13 protein-coding genes are annotated in these 18,049 nt (G+C 45.3%); 5 read left to right on the top strand and 8 right to left on the bottom strand.

What is annotated here, in order from left to right; all coding sequences use genetic code 11:
* Positions 1–15 precede the first annotated feature (15 nt).
* The 6 genes from nuoG to ndhC form a co-directional block, all read right to left on the bottom strand.
* Entirely contained in the window at positions 16–3,132 is a 3,117-nt protein-coding gene (gene nuoG / locus IE130_RS12500) for an NADH-quinone oxidoreductase subunit NuoG (protein WP_189586452.1), read from the bottom strand.
* 10 nt (positions 3,133–3,142) lie between these two features.
* Complete coding sequence (gene nuoF, locus IE130_RS12495) at positions 3,143–4,567, bottom strand: NADH-quinone oxidoreductase subunit NuoF (protein WP_189586449.1); 1,425 nt, start codon at positions 4,565–4,567, stop codon at positions 3,143–3,145.
* The gene (gene nuoE / locus IE130_RS12490; RefSeq protein WP_189586446.1) at positions 4,564–5,073 is read right to left on the bottom strand and encodes an NADH-quinone oxidoreductase subunit NuoE; all 510 of its coding nucleotides are present in this window, start codon (positions 5,071–5,073) and stop codon (positions 4,564–4,566) included. The genes nuoF and nuoE overlap by 4 nt, the downstream gene beginning before the upstream one ends.
* Positions 5,074–5,275: 202 nt before the next feature.
* Positions 5,276–7,051 (bottom strand): NADH-quinone oxidoreductase subunit C/D, encoded by a 1,776-nt coding sequence (gene nuoC / locus IE130_RS12485; RefSeq protein ID WP_189586443.1) that lies wholly within the window; start codon positions 7,049–7,051, stop codon positions 5,276–5,278.
* A 106-nt stretch (positions 7,052–7,157) separates the two neighbouring features.
* Complete coding sequence (locus tag IE130_RS12480; RefSeq protein ID WP_010198893.1) at positions 7,158–7,826, bottom strand: NuoB/complex I 20 kDa subunit family protein; 669 nt, start codon at positions 7,824–7,826, stop codon at positions 7,158–7,160.
* Positions 7,827–8,001: 175 nt separating this feature from the next.
* The gene (gene ndhC / locus IE130_RS12475) at positions 8,002–8,625 is read right to left on the bottom strand and encodes an NADH-quinone oxidoreductase subunit A (protein ID WP_010198891.1); all 624 of its coding nucleotides are present in this window, start codon (positions 8,623–8,625) and stop codon (positions 8,002–8,004) included.
* An 800-nt stretch (positions 8,626–9,425) separates the two neighbouring features.
* Here ndhC and IE130_RS12470 point away from each other — a divergent pair.
* The 5 genes from IE130_RS12470 to argB all read left to right on the top strand — a co-directional run bounded on the left by IE130_RS12470 (position 9,426) and on the right by argB (position 17,032).
* Positions 9,426–11,459 carry a UvrD-helicase domain-containing protein gene (locus IE130_RS12470; RefSeq protein ID WP_010198889.1) on the top strand — a complete coding sequence of 678 codons (2,034 nt, stop codon included), beginning with the start codon at positions 9,426–9,428 and terminating at the stop codon, positions 11,457–11,459.
* A 141-nt stretch (positions 11,460–11,600) separates the two neighbouring features.
* Positions 11,601–13,004, top strand: coding sequence for a magnesium transporter (mgtE, locus tag IE130_RS12465; RefSeq protein WP_264997273.1), 1,404 nt, complete (start codon positions 11,601–11,603; stop codon positions 13,002–13,004).
* Positions 13,005–13,149: 145 nt separating this feature from the next.
* Positions 13,150–13,614 (top strand): dUTP diphosphatase, encoded by a 465-nt coding sequence (gene dut / locus IE130_RS12460; RefSeq protein ID WP_010198884.1) that lies wholly within the window; start codon positions 13,150–13,152, stop codon positions 13,612–13,614.
* A gap of 102 nt (positions 13,615–13,716) precedes the next feature.
* A complete protein-coding gene (locus tag IE130_RS12455; protein WP_189586439.1) occupies positions 13,717–15,621 on the top strand; it encodes a phosphohexomutase domain-containing protein in 1,905 nt (634 codons plus the stop codon).
* A 499-nt stretch (positions 15,622–16,120) separates the two neighbouring features.
* Positions 16,121–17,032, top strand: coding sequence for an acetylglutamate kinase (gene argB / locus IE130_RS12450; protein ID WP_189586436.1), 912 nt, complete (start codon positions 16,121–16,123; stop codon positions 17,030–17,032).
* Between the two features lie 105 nt (positions 17,033–17,137).
* Here the strand turns inward: argB and IE130_RS12445 are convergent, their stop codons facing one another.
* Positions 17,138–17,497 carry a hypothetical protein gene (locus tag IE130_RS12445; RefSeq protein ID WP_189586433.1) on the bottom strand — a complete coding sequence of 120 codons (360 nt, stop codon included), beginning with the start codon at positions 17,495–17,497 and terminating at the stop codon, positions 17,138–17,140.
* An 85-nt stretch (positions 17,498–17,582) separates the two neighbouring features.
* On the bottom strand, positions 17,583–17,960 hold the full coding sequence (locus IE130_RS12440) for a Spx/MgsR family RNA polymerase-binding regulatory protein (RefSeq protein ID WP_189586430.1): 378 nt from the start codon (positions 17,958–17,960) through the stop codon (positions 17,583–17,585).
* Between the last annotated feature and the right edge of the window lie 89 nt (positions 17,961–18,049).

The following is an 18,049-nucleotide window of genomic DNA, read 5'->3' as shown; positions in this document are numbered from 1 at the left end:
CGGGTAACTTGCATATTACACCTCCTGTGTGATGGTCGGCGCTGTATTCACTTGCGCGGCATTATTATCGTTCATGCCGTTTCCAGCATCATTATTTATCAAAGACCTATCGTCAGCCATACTACCCATCATGGTCACTGGCGCATCAACTTTACGTACCGACGCTGGCATCGATGGGTGAATGATACTCACCTGCCCGACTGGGTAACCGATACAACCTTCTGCTAAATAACCGACTATTTGTACTGGCAAGGTGATTTGTTGTTTATCAATCTCAATTGCCAAATAATCACCAGCAGCAATATTCCAGTCATTGGCATCATCCATACCGATACGCCATGCGGCAACAGGCAGTTGCTCTGCGACGATTGGACTACGTGAGGCCATCATTGAACTGGCGTAGATATTATAGATAGGCACTAATTTGGCTTGGCCTTGCTGCATATCAGTCGTCGTCGCAGACATCGCTTCTGGCGCAACATATTGACGTGTTTCTAAACGTGCTAGCTGATCAAATAAGCGTACACCTGGATCGCCATTTTTCAGATGACCGCCGACTTTGTCTTGGTATTTGTTCCACGCTTGCGGTGAGTTCCAGCCTGCCGCATTGGCAAAAGGAATCATCGAGCTTGGCGTTTCTTTACCGCTATAGCCTTCCATTGAGAAGGTTAAGCCCGTATCCAAATCTTTTGGCTGCATTGGCTCGTGCACTGAAATCGGCGCACGCATAGCAGTACGACCTGAGTAACGACGTGGCTGACGAGCAATTTTAAGACCCGTCATACGATAGTCAGCATCAGGCGCAGCGCCTTTGATACCAGCAAGCTTAGGATGCGTGGCAATCAAGGCATTGATAACATCATCTAGCTGCGTCCAATCGACATCACGACCTTCGATGCTGCTATGCACTGCATGCAACCAGCGCCAGCCTTCTTTGATACTGCTCATCGGATGATAATATTCGTTATCATAGACTTGGAAGAAGCGCTGCGCACGGCCTTCAGCAGATATCAATGTGCCGTCTGCTTCTGCAAAGCTAGCAGCTGGCAATACGATATCGACATCTTTATGCCAATCAAGTAGCTGATGATCCAATGCAATGACCGTCTTATCAGACAATAACTGCGTCAATTTATTGGCATCGATGGCGTCAGTCAGCTGATTTTCAGCGACGATAACCACATCGAAATCAGTCGCTAACAACTCTTCTACTGATTGACCGCCAAGCATGCACACACCCATGCTATTAGCATCGGTAACCGTTAAGTAGATACCTGCTTGTGCCTGATACTTATTGTTTACTTCTTTCAGCTCAAGTTTTTCAGCAGGCTCACGCTCTATATCGTCCTGCACTTCTGTATTCACACCCGTTTCAGGCTTATTTGGTTTGGCTGATAGCTCTTGGTCTTCTTCAGGCTGATCGGTTTGTGCTTGTTGCGTTGCCGCATTTACTTTGGCGTTATGCGTTTCAACTTGATGCTGTTCAGTCGCTTTGATTGCCGCGCGTTTTTTCGTTAATGCCTGAGTAATCTGTGCAGCTGCCTCTATCAATGCGGTAGAAGACAAACTACTACCTGAGATGACCAGTGGCTTGTCTGCTTGAATCAAGTCATAAGCGATTTGCTTCGCTAACGCTTGCATACCGTCAGTCTCAGTACTGGTATCAATATTGGCATCTTGTTCAGCCGCTTGTGGATCTGCTATTTCTGCTAAATCATCAGCGAAACTAGCAATCTCATCAGCGACTTTAAAGCCAAGTTTAGTGATGTCTTCAGGGGTCGCCACTACGCTTACTTTACTGATGTCTTCTAGCTTAGTTTGCGTTACATCGATGACATAGACTGGGCTTAACGCATCTTGAGCAATACGCTTGACTGGTTCAGCAAGCCAAGGTTGCGTTTGCAACGCCGCTGCCATTTTCAGGCCTTCATTTTTTGCAGCTTGACGTACTGACAGCGCAACACGTGATGAAGTTTGCGTGATATCTTCACCCAATACTAATACCGCATCATGGCTTTCAATGTCTGTCATACTTGGGTTATAGATGCCTTCAGTGCTGAGCACTTCGATGCATTTATTGACCAGTGCTTGCTGCTGATGGTTCAAACCTGTTGAGAAGTTATCAAAGCCAACGAGATTTTTTAGCGCAAAGTTGGTCTCTAAACTGGCACGTGGTGAGCCAATACCGATGACTTTTTTATCTTTGATACGCTTAATGGTTTCATCGAGTGCGTAGTCAATATTGATTTTGACATGCTTATCATTGATACGTTCAAGCGCTTGCGTTGGACGATCTTCACGATTGACATAGCCATAACCAAAGCGACCACGGTCACACAAGAAATAGCGGTTTACTTCACCGTTATAGCGGTTTTCGATACGGCGCAATTCACCATAACGCTCACCTGGTGAGATATTACAGCCAGCCGAGCAGCCATGACAGATGCTTGGCGCATACTGCATGTCCCATTTACGGTTATAACGCTCTGAATGTGTTTTGTCAGTAAATACACCGGTTGGGCATACTTCCGTTAAGTTGCCTGAGAATTCGCTTTCGAACTGACCATCTTTATCACGGCCAAAATAGACGCGATTGTTTGAGCCATAAACGCCCAAATCTTCGCCGCCTGCGTAGTCTTTATAAAATCGTACACAGCGATAGCAAGCGATACAACGGTTCATCTCATGCGCGATGAATGGACCAAGCTCTTGGTTGTGATGCGTGCGTTTGGTAAAGCGATAACGACGACGACTATGACCTGACATATAAGTCATGTCTTGCAAATGGCAATGGCCGCCCTCTTCACAAGTTGGACAATCATGTGGATGGTTAGTCATCAGTAGCTCAACCATCGACTTGCGAAATGCTTTGGCTTCGTCGTCAGTGACTGAGATGTACATGTCATCGCCAGGAGCGACCATACATGACATCACGAGACGACCGCGACCTGCTTCCATGTCTTCTTTATTTTGGAATTGCTTGACCGCGCACTGACGGCACGAGCCCACTGAGCCAAGGGCTGGATGATAACAAAAATACGGCACATCAATGCCGAGTGATAAGCAGGCTTGTAGCAAGTTATCTGCGCTATCTACTTCGACAGTGGTTCCATCAATATGTATGACTGCCATGCCGCTCTCCTTATTTCACTTCTGGCTGTTGATTGGCTGCCGCATCAATGACATCGACACCAACCGCCTGCGCGATTTTTTGATCAAATTCAGGACGGAAATATTTAATCGCACTCATCAGTGGTTCCATCGCGCCCGGTGCATGCGCACAGAATGTTTTACCAATCCATAAGTCACGCGTAAGGCCTTCTAGTTTTTCGACATCGCCCACTTGCCCTTCACCATCATTGATAGCGGTAAGCAGTTTAACGCCCCACGGTAGGCCATCACGGCATGGTGTACACCAACCGCAGGATTCGCGCTGAAAGAAAATCTCGAGATTACGTAATAGTGGCACCATATCTTGCGCTTCGTCGACGACCATAATTAGCCCCGTACCCATACGGCTACCCGCTTCTTGAATGGTGTCAAAGTCTACGACCACATCTAAATGATCAGCGGTCAAAAAGTCAGTCGATGCGCCGCCCGGCAACCATGCTTTAAGCTTTTTGCCGTCTTTCATACCACCAGCCAAATCTTCGATGATTTCACGAGCGGTATAACCAAATGGTAGCTCCCACAAACCGGGGTCATTGACCAAGCCTGAACAACCAAACAGTTTCGTGCCTGGCGTTTTACTTTTGCCTTTAACATCAGACAACGACTGATACCATTCGACGCCATGATTTAGGATGGCTGGCATATTACATAAAGTCTCAACATTATTGACAACCGTTGGTCTGCCCCATGCACCAGAGATTTGCGGAAAAGGTGGTTTGGTACGCGGGTTAGCACGGCGACCTTCCAAGCAGTTAATCAATGCTGTCTCTTCACCACATATATAGCGCCCAGCGCCAGTATGTACATGCAGATTAAAGCTAAAGTCTGAGCCAAGAATGTTATCGCCCATTAAATTATTGGCCAAGCATTCTTCGATAGCAGTAACTAAGCGCTGAGCAGCTAAAATGTACTCACCACGGATAAAGATATAACCGTCAGTCGCCCCGATAGCATGCGCAGTGATAAGCATACCTTCGATAAGCTGAAGTGGCAGACGTTCCATCAGTAGACGGTCTTTAAAGGTGCCCGGCTCCATTTCATCCGCATTACAGATAAGATAACGCGGTAAACCGTCTGGCGGCGACATGAATGTCCACTTCAAACCAGCGTTGAAGCCCGCACCACCGCGACCTCTGACGTTGGCAGCTTTAATCATATCACCGACTGCTTTGGGTGATTTAGATAAGGCTTCTTTTAAACCAGTAAAGCCTTTTAGAGATTCATAAGTGGATAAATCAAGCACGGCATCATGATGCGCCAAACGCCAAGTCAAAGGCTTGGTTTCGCTGGTAGCTGTCTCTTTATCACCATAGATTGGAACACGCTGTTCATTTAGCTGGCTTGGCGCTTGGCCTTGACCGCGACGAGCAATTTGCTCTGAAATCGTTAAACTCATGCGTATAGCTCCAATAATTGCGTGACCTCGGAGGGCTGGACAGGGCCATAAGTATCTTCGTCTATCAGCACCGCAGGCCCTTTATCACAGTTACCTAAGCAGCAAATCGGTAATAGCGTAAAGCGACCATCAGTGGTCGTCTGACCATACTCAATGTTTAGTTGCGATCTGATTTCAGCCGATAACGCCTCATAACCTGTCAAATAACAAGCCACTGAATCACAAATAAGAATCACGTGGCGACCGACAGGCTGACGATAGATACGGTTGAAAAACGTGGCAACGCCGTCCATATCTGACATCGGAATATCTAAGATATTAGCGATAGCATTCACTTGCGCATCATCGACCCAACCGTTGCGCTTTTGCACAATTTTCAACGCATCTAGCGAGGCGGCACGCGCCTGCGGATAATGATGCATAAACTCATGAATGGCAGCAATTTCCTCAGCAGTGAGGATACTTGCCACATCTACTTTTGGCATTTTGTCGGAAACAATTTTCATAATCTTCTATCTTTCCTCACTCATCACGCTTTATCACACTACATTGACGGTCTAAACACTGACTATCATTGCACTGAAATATTACAGCATTTTGGTGTGCCATTTGGCAGTAATATATTGATTAACTTATCTTTTTTCAAAACTATAATTCTTTGAGCAAAGCACTATTCTTAGATTAAAGCACTATGTTTAGATTAAAGCACTAGCGATCACAATCCGCCATCACAATATCAATCGATGCCAAGTACATAATGGCATCAGATACGAGCGAACCATTAATGACTGATGGCATTTGCTGTAAATGCGCAAATGTCGGTGTACGAATACGGGTACGATAGCTCATCGTCGCCTTATCTGAGGTAATGTAATAACTATTCAGACCTTTAGTCGCTTCTACAATCGTCGTACATTCGCCAGCTGGCATCACAGGACCCCAAGATACGGAGATAAAGTGATTAATTAAGGTCTCAATATCGTTTAGCGTACGGTCTTTTGGTGGTGGCACGGCTAATGGGTGGTCTGCCTTGTATGGACCTTGTGGCATGTTATCCATACACTGACGGATGATGCGTAACGACTGGCGCATCTCTTCAACTTTTACCATACAGCGATCATAAGCATCGCCGTTGTAGCCAACTGGTATCTCAAAGTCGTAGTTTTCATAGCCCATATAGGGACGTGCTTTGCGTAGATCAAAATCCACACCAGTGGCACGTAGACCAGCGCCCGTCACGCCCCAAGCAAGTGCTTGCTTGGCATTATATTGTGCAACACCTTGAGTACGGCCTTTGAGCACACTGTTTTGCAATGCCGCTTTGACATACTCGTCCAAGCGTTTTGGCATCCAATCTAGGAACTCACGAACCAGACGCTGCCAGCCACGTGGCAAATCAGCAGCAGTACCGCCAATACGGAACCAAGCCGGATGCATACGATAGCCAGTCACCGCTTCGATGACGTCATAGGCTTTTTGGCGATCGGTAAACATATAGAATACAGGTGTCATACCACCCGCATCCTGAATGAAAGTACCGACGAATAGCAAGTTATTGGTAATACGGAAAAACTCGCTCATCATCACGCGGATGGTTTCAGCACGCGGTGGAATCGTAATCCCAGCAAGCTTTTCGACCGACATAATGTACGGTAGCTCGTTCATCACACCGCCGAGATAATCAATACGGTCGGTATAAGGAATGTATGAGTGCCACGTTTGACGCTCCGCCATTTTTTCTGCGCCGCGATGGTGATAGCCGATATCAGGGATACAATCGACGACTTCTTCACCATCCAGCTGTAGTACTAAACGGAAGGCACCGTGAGCAGAGGGATGGTTAGGACCGATGTTTAAGAACATAAAGTCTTCATCACGACCTGAACGCTTCATGCCCCATTCTTCTGGGACGAAACGCAGGTTTTCTTGCTCGTATTGCTGCTTAGCCGTATTCAAGAAATACGGGGTAAATTCAGTCGCTCGCGCATGATACTCTTTGCGCAGTGGGTGACCTTCCCAGTATTTCGGTAATAAAATACGGGTCAAATGCGGATGTCCCGTAAAGACAATACCGAACATGTCCCAAACTTCACGCTCGTACCAGTTGGCATTTGGCCAAATCTGCGTAGCGCTCGGTACATTGACGTCGTCTTCGCTCAGCGCGACCTTGATACGGACATCACTGTTACGCTCAAACGACATTAAATGATAAAACACCGTAAAATCACTGTCAGGCATGCCTTGGCGATGTTGGCGCAAGCGCTCATCTATCGCTGACAAGTCAAATAGCATGACGTAAGGCTTAGGCAATTTACGTAGGAATAAGAGAATATCCAGCAAATCAGCACGCGCTACCCAAACCGTTGGAATCTCATCAACAGTATGCTGTACTACAAACTTACCGGCGTATTTATGCTCCAGCTCTTTGATAACGGCTGGAACAGGCTTAATCTTAGGATCTATGTTTTCGACTACCGTGACCATGAATGATGTATTCCTTCATTAATCATAACTGATTCATCATAACTACACTGTGATGAGCGTATAAAACGTTGAGGTTGTTACTGTGAATCTAAATGCTATCTAGAATCTAAATACTGTCTGGGCTACGCAAGTTTTTGACCGCGATACGATCCGCCTGCTTACGGTCACGCTCAGGGGTCATTTGTGGCTTGTAGATACCCTGCTCATTGACATGAATCCCCAGCGGACGACGCTCTTTGGTAATAGACTCTTGTAGCAGCATCAAGCCTTGAATCAGCGCTTCTGGACGCGGCGGGCAACCCGGTACATAGACATCGACAGGAATGATTTTATCCACGCCTTGCACGACCGAATAGATATCATACATGCCGCCTGAGTTGGCACAAGCGCCCATCGAGATAACCCATTTTGGCTCAAGCATTTGCTCATAAAGACGCTGAATAACGGGTGCCATTTTGACAAAACAAGTACCAGCGACGATCATTACATCTGCCTGACGCGGTGAGGCGCGAATAACTTCTGCTCCAAAGCGTGACAAATCATGAACCGCCGTCAGAGTAGTGGCATATTCGACATAACAGCAAGAGGTGCCAAAGTTAAATGGCCACAGTGAGTGCTTGCGCCCCCAGTTTGCAGTCGAGTGAACGAGGTCTTCTAGGCGACCCATAAAGACGTTTTTATTGACTTCGTCTTCGATAGGATCGTTGACCGTTTGACTGGTCTGTGCAGGATAGACATCTGCATCAGGGTTGGCTTTTGTTAATGTGTATTTCATAACATACAACCTTTATATTAGGCGCAGCAGGGCAATCATCTTGCCAGCACTAGCGCCATAACTTCTATTATTAATAAGTGGCTAATCATCAACGATCATCAATATAAACAAACGTTTTTATATCTGGCTGCTTATCTTTTTTACGAACGCTATAAGCTAAGATCAACAGCTGGCATTAACGCCCCGCTTTGTCTGGCTGTGCAGACGTCGCAAAGTCCACAGAAGTAACGTTACCCGTGGTATTAATATGATCGATGTTCTGTAAATGACGGCGATTGGTCTCAATATTGTTAGAGACGTTAATCTGTCCTGAAGACTGCGCTGGTATCTTACCCGTCGGGTCGACCATCAGCTCATCGACACCATCAAACTTGGTAATGTCCGCCCAATTAAAGGGCGCAGGCGCAGCATAGAGACGTGCTTTTTTACGCAGTTTGTCAGCAGGCGCCCAGTTTAGCGCCCCTAAGCTTAAAGCGTATACCAGACCGATTAACAAATCAATGATGAAGGTTGCCGCCGCAATAAACCCAGCCCAGCCGGTTTCACGAACGGAGACCGCATAGGCGTATAAGTACAACGCCTCTAAGTCAAAGATGACGAAGAAGATGGCGACCAAGTAGAATTTGGCAGACAAACGAATACGGGCGTTGCCAGATCCGACAACACCCGCTTCAAATACTTCTTCTTTTTGTGAGCCCTGAGAGCGACCGCCAAGCAAGCGCGGAACGACCAGCATAAAAACAACTAGCCCGATAGCGGCTAAAATAAACGCAACTGCTGACCAATTAAAAGCAGACATGATAATACGTGCTCCTCACCCAATCGAGTGTCAAGCGCAGCGCAGATACACCCATTAAGGCAATTTTGCGACAGGCGTAACGCAGACGAAAACACAAAGTAACTGTCATCGAGTCACTTTTTATCAGTAATTCGATGATGATTATAGGTACTGTGCTGGTAATAACCAATTATCAAGCTTATTGACGACGGTGTCAGACGTGCCCAACTGTAGAATCCCGATACGCGCGCGGAGAAAGCTGGTCGCCTAACGCATCTTCTAACAACGTAAGATCAACGTATTAAATCAATATCATATTTGATGTTTTATTTAATTGATTTAATAGCTCATTACACGTGGTCAATAGTGACGTGACAACTGGCATAAATTATTTACGTACTATACGCATATCATGGTTCAAAAGCTAGTTTTTAACTGCATTGGACGGTCACTTTATAAGCGAAAAAAACATATTTTTTTATCTATAAATTATGATATAGACGTTACCTTATATTAACACCAAATCCTTACTTTTTATTACCAACCGTCATCAGTAGCGTTGCTGCTAAATATTGCATGCTTTATCATGCCATTGTCATCAGCCAACTCCTTACCCAAAGTTATGGTTTTTGCTTTATAATAGCCCAGCCAATTTTAATGGCACATTTTCAATAAACAGCACACTCTATTACTTTAAGTGCCTGATTAATTTGATTAAAAATATCGCCACGATATCGACTTTAATCATACACGCCGCGTTCGTTTAGCCACGATACTATCAGCTCTACCCTCTTTTTTGCTTTTGTCTTACAGGTCACGTTATGAGTCAACTTAATCCCAAACAACAAGAAGCGATGCTCTACGTATCTGGTCCATTACTTGTGCTCGCAGGTGCCGGCTCCGGTAAGACGTCGGTGATTACGCGTAAGATTGCCTACCTGATCGAAGAATGCAACATGCCCGCTGAGCGCATCACGGCGGTGACCTTTACCAATAAAGCGGCACGTGAGATGAAAGCGCGGGTGAGCAAGCTGCTACCAAGTGAAAAAATGCGCGGACTGACCGTGTCAACTTTTCACCAGTTTGGCTTGCAGTTTTTGCGCTACGAGCTGATTCATACGCCGCTAAAAGGCAACTTCTCCATCATGGACAGCGACGATAGTAAGCGTTTGTTGATGGAGCTGATGATGCGCGATAACTTAAGCGGCGCTGAGAGTCGCGAGCTGGTTGGTAAAGCCATTAAAATGATTTCTGATTGGAAAAACGACTTGGTTGAGCCTGACAAGGCGATGGAAACCTTAGACGATCCAGAAGATATGATTTTTGCGACCTTGTATGCGCTTTATGAGCGTAATTTGCGCGCTTATAATGCGGTCGATTTTGATGATTTGATTGTACTGCCCACCAAAATATTGCGTGAAAACAGAGAACTGCGTGATAAATGGCAAAATCGCATTCGCTATCTATTGGTCGATGAGTATCAAGACACCAATACTGCGCAGTATGAAATGATTAAATATCTGGTCGGACCGCAAGGGCGCTTTACCGTCGTGGGTGACGATGACCAATCTATCTATGCATGGCGTGGTGCTAAGCCTGAAAATATGGCGCTGCTCAAAGAAGACTTTCCGAAACTAAAAATCGTCATGCTTGAGCAAAATTATCGTTCGACCACGCGTATTTTGACCTCTGCTAACGCCGTGATTATGAATAACGAGCATTTATTCGAAAAGAAACTCTGGTCAGATAAAGGTCAAGGCGAAAAAATCCGCATTATCAACTGTCGTAATGATGACGACGAGTCCGAGCGCGTGGCAAAAGAGATCGTCACCCATAAACTGCGCTTTGGCAATGAGTGGGAACAGTACGCTGTCCTCTACCGCAGTAATTTTCAGGCGCGCATGTTGGAAGCGCAATTGCGTCAGCTGCAAGTGCCTTATAAGTTGTCCGGCGGTCAGTCCTTCTTTGCGCGTAGTGAAATCAAAGACATCATGGGCTATCTGCGTCTGATTTTGAACCCTGAAGACGACAGCGCGTTTTTACGGATTATCAATACGCCCAAGCGCGGCATGGGACCTGCGACCCTCGAAAAGCTTGGTTTGTTTTCGCAAGAGCATAGCATCTCATTATTGGCCTCTTGCACGCACGCTGGTCTTGCTCACGTATTGCCATCGAAGGCTTATGGCACGATAAAAGAGTTTGGTGAATTCATCGAGCATTATACCCGCGAGTTGGATCAACATCCTGACCCCGTGCCAATCGTGCGCCAAATGATTGATGAGACCGGTTATATTGACTTTGTTCGTAGCGATGCCAAAACGCCGCAACAAGAAAAGAACCGTATCGATAATATCGACATGCTTTATACCAGTATTCAGTCGTTAATCAATCGCGCAGAAGAAGATGAAGATCGGACGATTGATACTATTATCCGTAAGCTAGTGTTGCTCGATATGCTTGAGCAGCAGCAAGAAGAAGAAAACACTAATAAAGTTAACTTGATGACCTTGCATGCGGCAAAAGGTCTGGAATTTGATTTTGTTTACATCATGGGGCTTGAGGAAGAAATGCTGCCGCATCGCAACTCTATCATGAGCGAGACGGTCGAAGAAGAGCGCCGTCTGATGTACGTAGGCATTACCCGTGCACGCCGTGAACTGACACTGACGCTCGCGACCCAGCGCCGTGCTGGCGGACAAATGCGCGTCACCTCAGAATCAAGATTTTTGGATGAGCTGCCTGAGGATCATATTGATTGGCCAGCTAAGGCGAAAAAGAAAAAGGCGACCAAAGACCCAGAAGCCGTCGCTGATGAATATTTGGCCAATATTCGAGCGTTACTGGGTAAGCGCTAACCTCAGCATTAGCACCATTGATGGCTGCAAAGCAATATTCGGGCGTGTCATCAATTAGCACATTAAACAAAGTTAACGCTGTAATCATTTACAGATACTTTGACGATATCATTTCTATCTTCTAAAAACATTGGAACCCTTATGCCTACCCAGACGCCCAATCAGGAACGCCCCTCTATGCTATCAGGAGATTATAATCCGGCGGAATATAGCGCCGAATATAAACTGCTGTACTTGCAGGGTTTGGTTGCTGATAAAGCTTATGAGGCGATTACTGAGTTTTTAGAGAAGCAGTCGGAATATGAAATTGCCAACCTACTAGAGTCTTTTCCCACTCAAAACCGTCTACTAATCTGGGAGCAAGTGCCAGAAAACATCAAAGGTGAAGTGCTTGCAGAACTAGAGTACGATACGCGCCAGCCGTTGATGGAGAATATCTCTTCTCAAGAAATCTCGTTATTTACCCAAGACCTTGACGCCCAAGACATCTCAGAAATTTTGGACACCGTTACTGAGAGCGTGCGTACCTCAGTCATGGCCACGCTGGATGAAGAGACTCGTGTCCAAATTAATAAACTGGATACTTATGCCGACTGGGAAGTAGGTAGTTACATGGATCCTGATATTATCCAGATAAGAGATGACATCCACCTTTCTGATGTACAGCACTGGCTACGCGAAAACGACGACTTGCTTGATGACCAAAGCCAAGAGCTACTGGTCGTCGATCAAAGCCAGCAATTACTTGGACTGCTGAGTCTGGTCGATTTGATTAAGCATGAGCAAAACACGTTGGTGTCAGCGCTGATTGATACAGCCATTACGATCAATGATCGTTTAGACATTCAAGATGCCGCTGCGATTTTTCGTTCAGAAGACATTCGTTTCGCGCCTGTGATTAACAGTTATGGCGAATTGGTCGGTCAGTTAAATGGCGAAGATATCATGGAAATTATCCAAGATGATGTCGATAGCACCATGAAAAACCTCGCTGGTGTCAGTCAAGATGAAGAGTTGTTTGCACCCATCCTAACCAGTGCCAAAAGCCGTAGTGTCTGGCTGGGCATCAACTTGTGTACCGCGCTTTTGGCGGCAGCGGTGATTGGACAGTTTGAGGAAGTATTGGCACAAGTCGTGGCACTGGCAATCCTCATGCCAGTAGTCGCCAGTATGGGCGGTATCGCTGGCTCGCAGACACTTACAGTTGTCATCCGTGGTATGGCAATGGGTCAAATTGGTGGTTCTAACCGTGTCTGGCTCCTAAACAAAGAACTGTGGGTTGGTGCGATAAACGGTATCATTTGGGCGATAATCATGGCATTTATTGCCCAATTATGGTTTGATGATATCAAAATCAGCGCCGTGATTGGCTTTGCGATTGCGATTAACATGACCGCCGCTAACGTTTCAGGTATTAGTATACCGCTGATGCTAAAGCGGATGAATATCGACCCTGCGCTATCTGCTTCCGTTATTTTGACCACAGTAACCGATATCGTCGGCTTTATGTCATTCTTGGGCTTGGCGAGTGTGCTGATACTTTAATTGAATATTAAGTGACTGAATCAATAATTACCCAGTCAACATATAGAACTGCTATTTACATAGAGATCTTGTTACATAGAAATCTTGAATAACTTTTGTTCAAAATCATAATTTAAAAACCATCAAATCGTTAAGTGAGTGCGTTATGCAAGCTGTACAAGTAAAAGTGTTAAATCCTAAAATCGTTGAAGATAAAGCGTTTTCTTTGCCTACTCGCGCCACCGATGGCAGTGCAGGTATCGACTTACGTGCTTGCATTGACGAGCCTTTGACCATTAAAGCAGGCGCAACGCATTTGATCGGTACTGGTCTCGCTGTGTATATTCAAGACCCCAACTATGCCGGTATGATTTTGCCGCGCTCAGGGCTTGGGCATAAGCACGGTATCGTCTTGGGTAATTTGGTTGGATTGATTGATGCGGACTATCAAGGTGAGCTGATGGTTAGTATTTGGAATCGTAGTGGAGACGACTTTGTGCTCAATCCAGCAGAACGTATGGCGCAATATATCGTGGTGCCTGTTGTCCGTCCTGAGTTTGAAGTTGTCGCAGAATTCAGTGATGAAAGCGTACGCGGTGCTGGCGGGTTTGGACATTCGGGTCGTCACTAAGACGATTAATCTGTATAGATAATCACCGTATAGATAATCACTGGCTAGCCATTTTGCATGTATCACGACAATATCAACCACGACGATAAGGAGAGTAAAGCCATGCCGTTTTTTGCGACGCAGCAATCCTTATTTCGTGCTTACGATATTCGCGGCGACGAGCAGTACTTTACTCCGGATTTTATACAGGCTTTGGGCGCTGCATTTGTTCGACTTTATAAAAACCATAATGCGAAACAACGTAGCAAACCTATTTCTAATAGCCCCATTTCTAGTAGCCCCATTTCTAGTAGCCCCATTACTAGTAGCCCCATTACTAATAGCCCCATTGCTAACAGCAACGTTAAACCGCATCATAAGCCGAAAGAAACCACGGTCATCATCGGCTATGATGTGCGCTGTGGTAGTGACAGTATGGCTCAGTCGTTGGCATCGATCCTACAAAAGCAAGGCCTCCAAGTGATTAACTTAGGGTTAATTACGACACCGATGATGGCATTTTGGACCGAGCAATACGCTGGACATGGCATCATGGTCACCGCCAGTCATTCTGCAAAAGGCATCTTAGGTCTCAAATGGCTGGTCGGTAATACTTCTCCTAGTGCTAAAGATATTCAGATGCTTTATCAAGATTTGATAGCGTTTGATAGCAACCAACACCACAATCAGATCGATAGTAATAGTGACAGCCTTAAGCTTCCAAGTGCTAGCCAAAGTAATGACAAACAGGCAACTTCAATGCTATCGGTCATTGGCTTGCCGACTGACACTGTGGCAACGCCTTATATTGATGCCATTGCCGAGGTATTTGTCAGTATTTATCCTGAGCAAAACCTATCGGCTAGTAACAAACGAACCTTTAAAAAGCTTGATCTCACCATCGTTATTGATTGTATGCATGGGGCCACCAGCAGGATTGCCCTGCCCTTATTTACCACTTTCTGCCAGCGCGTCATCATAATCAATGACACCCCTGATGGTAACTTCCCCATGGGTAATCCTGACCCTACTGAGCCGAATCGATTGGCAGAGTTGCAACAAAATGTCATCGTTAATACTGCTGATATTGGTCTAGCATTCGACGGTGATGGCGATAGACTGATGATCGTCGATAACAGTGGTAAAATAGTCATGCCCGATCATTTGCTGTATTTACTCGCCTCAGTCGCCATTAGCGAGCGTCCAGAGACATGGCAAACTCATACCGCGTCCCCGCAAGTGCTGTTCGATATTAAATGCTCACACCATCTGCCTATTCTCTTAAGCGATTTGGGGGCGACTCCAATCCTGAGTAAAACTGGCAGTAGTTTAATGCGTCAACAGCTACAGGCCGATGACAGTCAAATCTTATTCGCAGGCGAACTGTCTGGGCACTTTATTTTTAACGATGGTTATTTTACTGCTCATGATGATGCGATGTATGCGGGCTTGCGCCTACTACATTGGTTGGCCTATACAGCGACGCATCGTGACAAATCATCGGCTGCTGTTGGTTTATGGGGTGAGCCGATTGAGCAGTCACGCCCTATTCGCTTGACTGATATTACCCATCAATTACCGATGTTGGTCAGTACAGCAGATCATTATTTACCTTTACCCAGTAGAGCGCCTTTGCAGTGCCCAATCGTGCAGCAATTGGCAGAATTTTGTTGTTATTTGCAGTGTTTGGTTGCCGCACCTTCTGACGACCTCGACAGTGCACTGACTGCGGCTTATGTCTCATCACAATGCACTTGTGTATCATCGAGCGTCAAGCACACAACGTTAGCACAAGCAAAGCAGTTATTACCGAGCGGCACGCAGCTGACCTGTATTGACGGCGTGCGCTTAGATTTCGCCCATGGTTTTGGTGTGTTACGCCAATCAAACACCAGTCATCATTTGACCGTGCGCTTTGCTGGTGACAGCCTTACAGATTTGAAAGACATACAAGCCCGCTTCGTCGCGCTATGTCGCCCATTTGATAAAAACTTAGCAGAGCAGATTGCAGCACTTCTCTCTGAATAGCTCTTTGAGCTGGCGTTGATTGAATTAACTTGTTTCATTATCATCATTGCCTAGCCGCTGACATAAAATCTCGCTACCAATCCTTGTATAAATTGTTTTTTATCATTATAAAGACAAGCATATCTGAGAATAATTAGGGCGTATTGAACATTCGACCATGGCACTGACAGAGACTATTTTTTAGACAGTTCGACGTTAAAACAGTAAGTTTAGTCATTCTAAGCGTCTATTTTTAACCATGAAATAGCAAAAAATAGACCTGTCTTCCTCTGTTGATATTAGAGCTGATGCGAAAACTGCCCTATGCTTCGTTGTAAACCTAGTTAAGGCATGAGCATTACCGTCGTTTTACGCCTTGTCTAGAACAGTTTTCGCAATCAGCAGTGCCTATTTGTGAATGTTCAACATGCCCTAAGATAAGTCTGTCTAACGATAGTCAGCCGTAATAAACCAACTTTTTAAACCCATCTCTTTTAGAACTAAATTTTAGGAGCTTGTCATGACGCTTAATTTGGATGAAGCCAAAAATACCGCTGAAGTATTAACCACAGCACTGCCTTATATCCAGCGCTTTGTGGATAAGCTCATTGTGGTTAAATACGGTGGTAACGCCATGACCGACCCTGAGCTTGAGAGCTCATTTGCTCGTGATATCGTCTTGCTAAAAACCGTTGGTATACACCCTGTCGTCGTACATGGCGGTGGCCCACAGGTAGACAATCTACTAAAAGAGCTCGGTCGCCAGTCCAACCGTATCGATGGTATGCGAGTGACTGACAAAAGTACCATGGATATCGTCGAGATGGTATTGGGCGGTAGCGTCAATAAATCTATCGTCAGCTTAATCAATAAACACGGTGGCCGCGCGATTGGTCTGACGGGTAAAGATGCCAACTTAATCTTAGCCAAAAAACTAATGATGGAAAAAATTGGCGCAGATGGTATCGCTGTGCCCATCGATTTAGGGTTCGTCGGTGATGTGGTCAGCGTCAATAAAGACGTGATTAATATGCTAATTGCTTCTGATTTCATTCCTGTGATTGCGCCACTTGGGGTCGACAGCGAAGGCAATACCTATAATATCAATGCCGATTTGGTCGCGGGTAAAGTTGCTGAATTTTTGCAAGCAGAAAAGCTCATGTTGTTGACCAATATCAAAGGGGTATTGGGTCGTGACGGTGAGGTCGTCACCGGACTAACGCCAAAGAAAGTGGACAGCTTGATTGAAGACGGTACTATCTCAGGTGGTATGATTCCGAAAATTCAATGTGCGCTAAATGCGGTGCGCAGTGGCGTAAAAAGTGCGGTTATCGTTGATGGTCGGGTGCCTCATGCGACGCTGTTAGAGATTTTCACCAACGAAGGTGTCGGCACGCTGATTAGTCGTGAGATAGATTCTACGGTGATCTAATAACCAGCCGCCCAAATCAGATGTATAAGAAACAAAGCCCGAACCTAGACAATGCTAAGTTCGGGCTTTATTGATTGGATGGTATGAAATCATAGTCAAACAAGTTCAATAAGCGCAGAACTCTACGGCGCTATGACTACTATTGCCGTATACTTTCATATGGTGATTGCCTTTACGCTCGGTAAAATAGGAAGTCTCATCTTCGTAACGGTCACCATCGAGGCGACCATTTGGCCCTGTGACATAAGCAACATTGATACGATCGTCACCCACATTGCGAATGACCAGATTTTGATCTGGCATGAGCCACAAGCGAAACACTTTACCATTTTTAATATTACCGGTAAAACTGCCGCAATAGCTATTATCTGCAAAGGTAATTTTGGTAGACGAGTCAGCTGCTTGCACACTCGTCACCATTAAAGGGCTCACCGCCAACGCTGCCATTAACAATAAATTTTTCATAATCTTATCCTTGACTATTACAAACGAACAAACTTAATTCTACTAATAAGTAGCATAGTTTATAATTTGCCAAAGTGATAGCTTTTTATTGAAAATTTGCCTCAAATTCAGTGGCATCAAAGCCGCATAGCAGTATTTGCTGAGCTTGATTTTTATCGTCGATCTGACCTTCTACAATTGGACGTTTAATCATACTGGTATTTGTTACTAACAAATCAATCGCGTTATCTATATTGGCATCAGCTGACTGCTTTTGCTCATCGGTTAGTTTGCGCCATGTGGTGCCGCGCTTGTTGAGTACTTTATCGATGCCCAACTCATCTACCCAACGCTGGATGCTCTCTCTATCGATGCCTTGTTTTTTATAATCATGAAAATCATAACCTACATTCAGCTCATCAATTTTAGTAAAAGCTTTTTTCATCGTGCTACAAGATTTGATACCGTAAATAGTGATGGTCATATAAGCTCCAAGTCAATTATCATTATTGTCTTTATTATACCTAACACTACCGAGCATGAGAGCGGAAACTTAGCCATCGTTAGTTTTTA

Source organism: Psychrobacter glaciei (assembly GCF_014652895.1).
Classification (GTDB): Bacteria; Pseudomonadota; Gammaproteobacteria; order Pseudomonadales; family Moraxellaceae; genus Psychrobacter; species Psychrobacter glaciei.
The sequence above is the reverse complement of the archived record's forward strand: the minus strand, read 5'-3'. Positions and strand labels throughout refer to the sequence as shown.

Bases quoted from the DNA above. Each gene is read 5' to 3' on its own strand.
- IE130_RS12445 (WP_189586433.1), bottom strand. From the start codon at position 17,497: ATGAAAAATTTATTGTTAATGGCAGCGTTGGCGGTGAGCCCTTTAATG.
- nuoF (WP_189586449.1), bottom strand. From the start codon at position 4,567: ATGAGTTTAACGATTTCAGAGCAAATTGCTCGTCGCGGTCAAGGCCAA.
- IE130_RS12440 (WP_189586430.1), bottom strand. From the start codon at position 17,960: ATGACCATCACTATTTACGGTATCAAATCTTGTAGCACGATGAAAAAA.
- IE130_RS12480 (WP_010198893.1), bottom strand. From the start codon at position 7,826: ATGAAATACACATTAACAAAAGCCAACCCTGATGCAGATGTCTATCCT.
- ndhC (WP_010198891.1), bottom strand. From the start codon at position 8,625: ATGTCTGCTTTTAATTGGTCAGCAGTTGCGTTTATTTTAGCCGCTATC.
- dut (WP_010198884.1), top strand. From the start codon at position 13,150: ATGCAAGCTGTACAAGTAAAAGTGTTAAATCCTAAAATCGTTGAAGAT.
- mgtE (WP_264997273.1), top strand. From the start codon at position 11,601: ATGCCTACCCAGACGCCCAATCAGGAACGCCCCTCTATGCTATCAGGA.
- argB (WP_189586436.1), top strand. From the start codon at position 16,121: ATGACGCTTAATTTGGATGAAGCCAAAAATACCGCTGAAGTATTAACC.
- IE130_RS12455 (WP_189586439.1), top strand. From the start codon at position 13,717: ATGCCGTTTTTTGCGACGCAGCAATCCTTATTTCGTGCTTACGATATT.
- IE130_RS12470 (WP_010198889.1), top strand. From the start codon at position 9,426: ATGAGTCAACTTAATCCCAAACAACAAGAAGCGATGCTCTACGTATCT.
- nuoC (WP_189586443.1), bottom strand. From the start codon at position 7,051: ATGGTCACGGTAGTCGAAAACATAGATCCTAAGATTAAGCCTGTTCCA.
- nuoG (WP_189586452.1), bottom strand. From the start codon at position 3,132: ATGGCAGTCATACATATTGATGGAACCACTGTCGAAGTAGATAGCGCA.
- nuoE (WP_189586446.1), bottom strand. From the start codon at position 5,073: ATGAAAATTGTTTCCGACAAAATGCCAAAAGTAGATGTGGCAAGTATC.